9 protein-coding genes are annotated in these 7,628 nt (G+C 37.3%); 7 read left to right on the forward strand and 2 right to left on the reverse strand.

The window, feature by feature from the left end:
- Window positions 1-12: 12 nt before the first annotated feature.
- The 5 genes from typA (at window position 13) to B2R82_RS05780 (ending at window position 4,986) form a co-directional block, all read left to right on the forward strand.
- Window positions 13-1,857 carry a translational GTPase TypA gene (gene typA, locus B2R82_RS05760; protein WP_286923955.1) on the forward strand — a complete coding sequence of 615 codons (1,845 nt, stop codon included), beginning with the start codon at window positions 13-15 and terminating at the stop codon, window positions 1,855-1,857.
- Between the two features lie 30 nt (window positions 1,858-1,887).
- Window positions 1,888-2,286, forward strand: coding sequence for a YlaH-like family protein (locus tag B2R82_RS05765; RefSeq protein WP_283871025.1), 399 nt, complete (start codon window positions 1,888-1,890; stop codon window positions 2,284-2,286).
- A gap of 151 nt (window positions 2,287-2,437) precedes the next feature.
- The gene (locus tag B2R82_RS05770) at window positions 2,438-3,430 is read left to right on the forward strand and encodes an ABC transporter substrate-binding protein (protein WP_286923956.1); all 993 of its coding nucleotides are present in this window, start codon (window positions 2,438-2,440) and stop codon (window positions 3,428-3,430) included.
- A 1-nt stretch (window position 3,431) separates the two neighbouring features.
- The gene (locus tag B2R82_RS05775; protein ID WP_286923957.1) at window positions 3,432-4,199 is read left to right on the forward strand and encodes an ABC transporter ATP-binding protein; all 768 of its coding nucleotides are present in this window, start codon (window positions 3,432-3,434) and stop codon (window positions 4,197-4,199) included.
- Window positions 4,192-4,986, forward strand: coding sequence for an ABC transporter permease (locus B2R82_RS05780; protein WP_286923958.1), 795 nt, complete (start codon window positions 4,192-4,194; stop codon window positions 4,984-4,986). Before B2R82_RS05775 ends, B2R82_RS05780 begins: the two co-directional genes overlap by 8 nt.
- Before the next feature lie 167 nt (window positions 4,987-5,153).
- On the opposite strand, the gene B2R82_RS05785 is transcribed toward B2R82_RS05780, so the two are convergent.
- Both B2R82_RS05785 and B2R82_RS05790 read right to left on the reverse strand, forming a co-directional pair.
- Entirely contained in the window at window positions 5,154-5,357 is a 204-nt protein-coding gene (locus B2R82_RS05785; protein ID WP_283871029.1) for a YlaI family protein, read from the reverse strand.
- An 11-nt stretch (window positions 5,358-5,368) separates the two neighbouring features.
- Entirely contained in the window at window positions 5,369-5,869 is a 501-nt protein-coding gene (locus tag B2R82_RS05790) for a peptidyl-prolyl cis-trans isomerase (RefSeq protein WP_286923959.1), read from the reverse strand.
- A 183-nt stretch (window positions 5,870-6,052) separates the two neighbouring features.
- Here B2R82_RS05790 and B2R82_RS05795 point away from each other — a divergent pair, with 183 nt between their 5' ends.
- Entirely contained in the window at window positions 6,053-6,334 is a 282-nt protein-coding gene (locus B2R82_RS05795; RefSeq protein WP_004224778.1) for a YlaN family protein, read from the forward strand.
- A 60-nt stretch (window positions 6,335-6,394) separates the two neighbouring features.
- A complete protein-coding gene (locus B2R82_RS05800) occupies window positions 6,395-7,579 on the forward strand; it encodes an FtsW/RodA/SpoVE family cell cycle protein (protein WP_286923960.1) in 1,185 nt (394 codons plus the stop codon).
- The last annotated feature ends 49 nt before the right edge of the window (window positions 7,580-7,628 follow it).

A 7,628-nucleotide genomic window follows, 5' to 3' on the forward strand; every position in this document is an offset into this window, starting at 1 on the left:
TGGAGTGGAATAATGACAAACTTACGTCAAGATCTTCGCAATATCGCAATTATCGCCCACGTTGACCATGGTAAAACTACCTTAGTTGACCAATTATTAAAACAATCTGGTACATTCCGTTCAAACGAACATGTTGAAGAACGTGCAATGGACTCTAATGATATTGAACGCGAACGTGGTATTACAATTTTAGCAAAAAATACTGCGGTAAACTATAACGGAACACGTATCAACATCCTTGATACGCCTGGACACGCTGACTTCGGTGGTGAGGTAGAACGTATTTTAAAAATGGTAGATGGCGTTTTACTAGTTGTCGATGCGTATGAGGGTTGTATGCCGCAAACACGCTTTGTATTAAAAAAAGCGTTAGAACAAAAGTTAACACCGATTGTAGTTGTAAACAAAGTTGATAAAGATTCAGCACGACCATTAGAAGTAGTCGATGAAGTATTAGAATTATTTATCGAGCTAGGTGCTGACGATGATCAACTAGATTTCCCTGTTGTTTATGCATCAGGTGTCAATGGTACAGCTTCTCTTGATGCTGATCCAGCAAACCAAGAAGAAAATATGCAATGTCTATTTGAAAAGGTAATCGAAGCAATCCCAGCACCAATTGATAACTCAGCAGAACCATTACAATTCCAAGTAGCATTACTTGATTATAATGATTATGTTGGTCGTATTGGGATCGGACGCGTATTCCGCGGTACTATTGAAGTAGGACAACAAGTTGCATTAATGAAATTAGACGGTACTGTAAAACAATTCCGTGTAACGAAACTATTTGGTTTCTTTGGTTTAAAACGTGAAGAAATTCAGTCAGCTAAAGCTGGGGACTTAATCGCCGTTTCAGGTATGGAGGACATCAACGTTGGTGAAACAGTATGTCCAGTAGAGCATCAAGAAGCATTAACACCATTACGTATTGATGAACCAACATTACAAATGACATTCTTAGTCAACAACTCGCCATTTGCAGGGCGCGAGGGTAAATGGGTAACTGCCCGTAAGGTGGAGGAACGCCTACGTTCACAGCTTCAAACAGATGTATCTTTACGCGTTGAAGATACGGATTCGCCAGATGCATGGACAGTTTCAGGCCGTGGTGAACTGCATTTATCAATCCTGATTGAAAATATGCGTCGTGAGGGCTTCGAGCTACAAGTATCAAAACCTCAAGTAATCATTCGTGAAATTGATGGTGTAAAATGTGAGCCATTTGAACGTGTACAGATTGATGTTCCTGAGGAAAATGTTGGTTCTGTTATTGAATCAATTGGTACTCGTAAAGGTGAAATGTTAGATATGGTGAACAATGGCAATGGTCAAGTTCGTTTAACATTCTTAGTTCCTGCTCGTGGTTTAATCGGTTATACGACAGAGTTTATGTCAATGACAAAAGGCTTTGGTATCATTAACCATACATTTGATTGCTACCAACCATATATCCCAGGTCGTATTGGTGGACGTCACCAAGGTGTTCTTGTTTCAATGGAAACTGGTAAATCAACAACTTATGGTATGATGCAAGTAGAAGACCGTGGTACACTATTTGTAGAGCCAGGTACTGAAATTTATGAAGGTATGATCGTTGGCGAAAATACACGTGACAATGATATCACTGTAAACATAACAAAAATGAAGCAAAAAACGAATGTTCGTTCCGCGACAAAAGATGCAACAAACGTTATTAAAAAGCCACGTTTATTAACACTAGAAGAAGCATTAGAATTCTTAAATGATGATGAGTACCTAGAAATTACACCAGAATCTATTCGCCTTCGTAAACAAATTCTAGATAAAAATGAACGTGAAAGAATAGCGAAAAAGCTTAAAAACGCTGAACAATAATTTTTTGCTTCCACGAAAGGAAGAGGAGTCTTGGATATTAAGTCCGCTTTAATGGGGGAACTGAATGTTATTCAAGTAGCTGCACAGGTAAATGCAAAGGAAACAGAAGATGCCTATGAAAAAATGGCTGGAATTACACGTTTTTTATATGAGAATATGCCTAACTATGACATTGCTGGCTATGTTCTATTTTTCCTGGTGTTTCTACTTTCGGCAATTGTCTATAAATTAGGCTTTGCAAAGAAATTAAAAAGATCACAAAATATTATTATTTATATTTTCCTATTTTTAGGTTGTATCCTGTTAACATTTTTTGCTTTATATCTTCCAATGGTTGAAGGGCTTATTGTAGCGGCATTAATTTTAATTGTCTATAAAACACGTATGTGGCGTGAAAAAAGAGAAGAGCAACAAGCTACTAATCAGTGAAATAACTATATTTGAGAAACAGTCTTAGTGTTGAAGCTAAGGCTGTTTTTTTGTTGCTTAAGAGAATTGTCAAACCATAGGCACCGAAACCTTCTAAAGTGAATAAGTTAATGTCGATAGACTTATTTTCAACAAACGAGGAGGAAAAGGAATGCGGTGGTTTAAAAGAAGCTTGTTTTTTAGTGTAATTGCTGTACTTCTCCTTTCTTTGGCGGCGTGTAATAAACATGAGCTTGAAAAAGTCAAAGTTGGAGAGGTGACGCGCTCAATTTTCTATGCACCACAGTATATAGCACTTGAAAAAGGATTCTTCGAAGATGAAGGACTTTCTGTAGAACTTCAGACAATAGCTGGTGGGGATAAAACAATGACGGCATTACTTTCAGATGGGATTGATATTGCCCTAGTTGGATCAGAGACCTCTATTTATGTAACGCTTCAAGGCGCAAATGATCCAATTCAAAATTTTGCTCAGCTTACCCAAACAGATGGTACATTTTTAGTTGCACGGGATAAGATAGATAATTTTTCTTGGGATCTATTAAAAGGCTCCACATTTTTAGGGCAACGTAAGGGTGGAATGCCACAAATGGCAGGTGAATTTGTATTGAAAAAGCATGGCATAGATCCTACTCAAGACTTAACACTTATTCAAAACATTGACTTTGCAAATATTGCTACGGCCTTTGCTTCTGGAACAGGAGATTTTGTACAACTGTTTGAACCGACTGCAAGTGTGTTCGAAAAAGAAGGGAAAGGCTATATTGTTGCTTCATTTGGTACAGAATCTGGCCATTTACCTTATACCTCGTTTATGGCAAAAAGTAGTTATTTAAAGGATGAAGCGAAGACCGTCCAAGGCTTTACAAATGCATTGAAACGGGCACAGGATTTTGTGCAAAAAGAGAGTGCTGCCGAAGTAGCTAAAATTATTCAGCCATACTTTGAAAATGTGGATGTAGACTTGATTGAAACAGTGGTAGAGCGTTATAAATCTCAGGGCTCTTATGCGACAGATCCTATATTGGAGAAGGGGGAATGGGATAACTTGCAAACGATTATGGAGGAAGCAGGTGAACTTCCTCAACGGGTGGATTATGAAGAATTGGTGAATACAACTTTTGCAAAAAAGGCTGCTGAGTAATATGGAATTTTTAAATCTAGAAAATATTCACCATAGCTATTTTTCAAGTACACAGGCAAAGGATGTATTATGTGATATCAATTTAGGCATTCGAGAAGGAGAGTTTGTCTCTTTTATCGGACCGAGCGGTTGTGGGAAAACAACTTTATTATCCATCATAGCAGGCTTATTTCCTCCTACTAAAGGCAAGATATATATTGATGGTGAGGAAATATCGACACAAAACCAATCACTTATTGGCTATATGCTTCAGCAAGATTATTTATTTCCGTGGAAAAATATTGAGGACAATATTACGATCGGCTTGAAGATTATGGAGCGTAGCCAAAAAACGCATAAAGTAACTGCAAATGCATTGTTACAAGAAGTGGGGCTAGCAAATGTCAGCGGTAATTACCCACGAGAGCTGTCTGGTGGGATGCGGCAACGTGTTGCACTAGCCAGAACGCTGGCAGTAAATCCTAGAATTTTACTGCTGGATGAACCATTCTCAGCACTTGATTATCAGTCGAAGCTAAAGCTTGAGGATTTGGTTGTTGAAACGTTAAAGGCCTATCAAAAAACAGCAGTTCTTGTCACTCATGATATTGGAGAGGCGATTGCGATGAGTGAACGGGTATTTCTCTTCTCTGCTAATCCAGGTACATTACACAGAGTTTTTGAAATACCGGAAGCATTACAACAGCTATCCCCCTTTGATGCACGGCAACATCCAGCATATTCAGATGTATTCCAAGCTATTTGGAAGGAGCTGGAGAGCCTTGGATAATACACCTTTTAAACAGTATCAACAAATGTTAAAAAAGGAAAAACGTTTTGTTCGATTTTATCAGCTCATCATCTTACTCATTTTTTTTGGTGGATGGGAGCTTCTTTCTAGATTTGAATGGATTGATCGGTTAATTTTTAGTTCGCCAACACATGTATGGCAAACATTTATTGGAAAAGTAAGTGATGGTTCGTTAACTTTGCACGTTGGTGTCACGCTGATGGAGACGATTATTGGTTTTATTGCGGGTACTTTACTTGGTACATTAATAGCTATTATTTTATGGTGGTCCCCATTATTGTCTAAGGTATTGGATCCTTATTTAGTGATTTTAAATGCCATGCCAAAAGTAGCGCTAGGACCTATTTTAATTGTTGCACTTGGACCAGGGTATTTTTCGATAATTGCTATGGGTGCCTTAATTTCGATAATTATTACAACTATTGTTGTTTATACAGCCTTTAAAGGAGTAGATCCGAACTATAGCAAAGTTTTACAAACTTTTAGGGCTACGAGGTGGCAGATATTTAAAGAAGTCATATTACCAGCCTCTTTTCCAACGATTATTTCTACTTTAAAGGTAAACGTAGGGTTATCATGGGTAGGGGTTATTGTAGGGGAATTTTTAGTTGCCTCAAAAGGTCTTGGCTATTTAATCATCTATGGCTTCCAAGTATTTAATTTTAATCTAGTTCTGATGTCACTGCTCATCATTGCCTTTTTTGCGACTATTATGTATCAGGTAGTCGAGCTGATTGAGAAGGTAATCATAAAGAATAATGCATAAGATAATGTGGCTCCTAAGTTGGATTAAAAGAATGGAAGCGAGGTTAATCTCAGCGTTGTGGGATACCTCGCTTTTATTGTTATGGAAAATATTATTGATATCTTCAAACACCTAAAAAAACAAAATCATTCCGAGAATATTCATACTTCGGAATGATTTTGTTGTATTTAAAAATCTTTATCCATTTGTGGTGAAGTGCGATAAAAGCGGAAATTTCCTGTTTCTATTCGTGCAAGCGTATTGTCTTTAATCCGATCATGACATATATCACACATATACGTATGAATTGGTCGATTGCGTAATTTTTTTGCTAACGGTAAATCATCGTCTAAATTGTTAATTGTATCGCAAATGACACATTTTACACGCATTGCATTCCCTCCTATTCAACACGAATGGCTGATACATTTTTAATAGGGTTGTCTACATTTGAACCATCTTTAAAGAGCACATGGACAGGGCCATCTTCAAGTAAAGGTTTGCCGTCCTGGCTATATTTTAAAATGAGTGTTTGTGCCTCTGCAATGGAGAATGGATATTCTGTGCCATCTTCACATTCAATAACGATCATTGTCGCTTCAGGTTTAATTTCCGCATTTTTCAAGAAGGGGCTCAATTCAATACCGAAAGTACCTGTTTCCATCCCTTTACGATCAAATTTACGTTCAGATTTTAGAGTTGGAGGGAAAGTGGCTCCTTCCATTATTTCGCGTGACCAATGAGCGCCTACCTCACGCATATATTTAATATCCTTATCCTCCTCCACTTCTTGTGATGTGAAGTATGTTTTTAAATCTAATTTACGATCATCGAAAATCCAAACTGTAGGATCTAATGTTAGTTGAAATGAAACTGCACCCTTGATAGGAATTATTGTTTCCATAATAGAAATCCTCCTTAAATCTTGTATATCCATGAAATAGTATAACGCTAATGACTAGAGATAATAAAGAAATATAATTTGAATTCGTTATTTTTCCAATGAAGACACTTGCAATTTTAACGACTAAAAGATAAACTTTATTAAGATAGAATCGAAGAAATATCAGATAATGGGGGCGTCCTCATGGATACGAAATCACAAACTTCTTTTCAGGAGAAGGCTTTGGAGCTTTTAGTTGCTGATGCAGACAAAATTGCTCGCCTTATTCGAGTACAAATGGATCATTTAACAATGCCACAATGCCCTTTATATGAAGAAGTATTAGATACACAAATGTTCGGCCTTTCACGTGAAATTGACTTTGCTGTGAAGCTTGGACTGATTGAGCGCGAAAAAGGCAAAGAAATTCTCGATTCACTCGAGAAAGAACTTTCTGTACTACATGACGCGTATACAGACAAATAAAAAGAAAAAACTCAAACGCAATCTGCGATTTGAGTTTTTTTTCTAGAACGAGGTTTTTCGATGAGACAATACTTAAAACGTTATGCACAAAATTTTGATTATCCATTATTTTTTACGGTTCTATTGCTAAGCTTATTTGGTTTGGTGATGATTTATAGCTCCAGTATGATGGTGGCTATTGTTCACAAAGAACAAACACCCGATTTCTATTATAGTAAGCAAGTGACCAATTTAATCGTAGCGTTTTTAGGATTTTTAGTGGCAGCATTTTTCCCTTATAAGCATTATGCAAATAAAAATATTATGCTGTTGCTGACGATTGTACTTGCTGTGTTATTTACTTGGGTAAAGATAGACGGAAATGGTGCTGAGGAAGGAATCGGATCTCAGAGCTGGATAGCTGTTCCTGGATTGGGAAATTTCCAGCCCTCTGAATATGCGAAACTATTTATTATTTTATATTTTGCTGCTGCCTTTCATCGAAAAGCACAAAAATATACATTTGAAAAGCTACAACCGACTGAAATATTTTATCCAATATTTCTTTGGATACTTGTAGTTGCGGGAGTAGCTTTTGAAACAGATTTAGGAGCCAGCATTATTTTATGTGGTATAGCTGTCTCAGTTGTGGCAGCTAGTGGAATTCCGTTTAAAACATTTTGGAAGTTTTTTGGTGTGTTAGGGGCATTTGGTGCAGCTATCATTGGTATTCTATGGATGTTTAAAGGCGAGCTGTTAAAGGGGAATCGGAAAGGTCGTATTTTATCCTATTTTAACCCGTTTGATTATGAAAATGATTTTGGTCATCAAGTTGTAAATAGTTATTATGCAATTGGTGGAGGCGGCTTAGAAGGAAGGGGACTAGGTCAATCCATTCAAAAATTGGGGTATTTGCCTGAACCACAAACCGATTTTATTATGGCGATTATTATGGAGGAGCTAGGTATTTGGGGAGTACTTATCGTCTTAGGTGGTCTAGGATTTATTATATATAAAGGATTTTCAATTGCTTTGCGTACGAAAGATCCACTGGCACGTATGATTGCGGCTGGTATTGCAAGCTGGATTGGTTTTCAGTCGTTTATCAATCTTGGGGGTGTAACTGGGTTAATCCCGTTAACCGGTGTAACGCTACCTTTTATTAGCTATGGCGGGACATCTATAATTATTCTATCTTTAGCTATGGGGATATTGATTAATGTTTCCATGTTTGAAAAGGTAGAAAGGAAAAAATCACAATCATAAAGGGGGATATCAATGGTGTCAATCAACAAAATTCTCGTAGCCAATCGGG

The organism is Lysinibacillus sp. UBA6686 (genome assembly GCF_002455205.1).
GTDB classification, from domain to species: domain Bacteria; phylum Bacillota; class Bacilli; order Bacillales_A; family Planococcaceae; genus Lysinibacillus; species Lysinibacillus pakistanensis.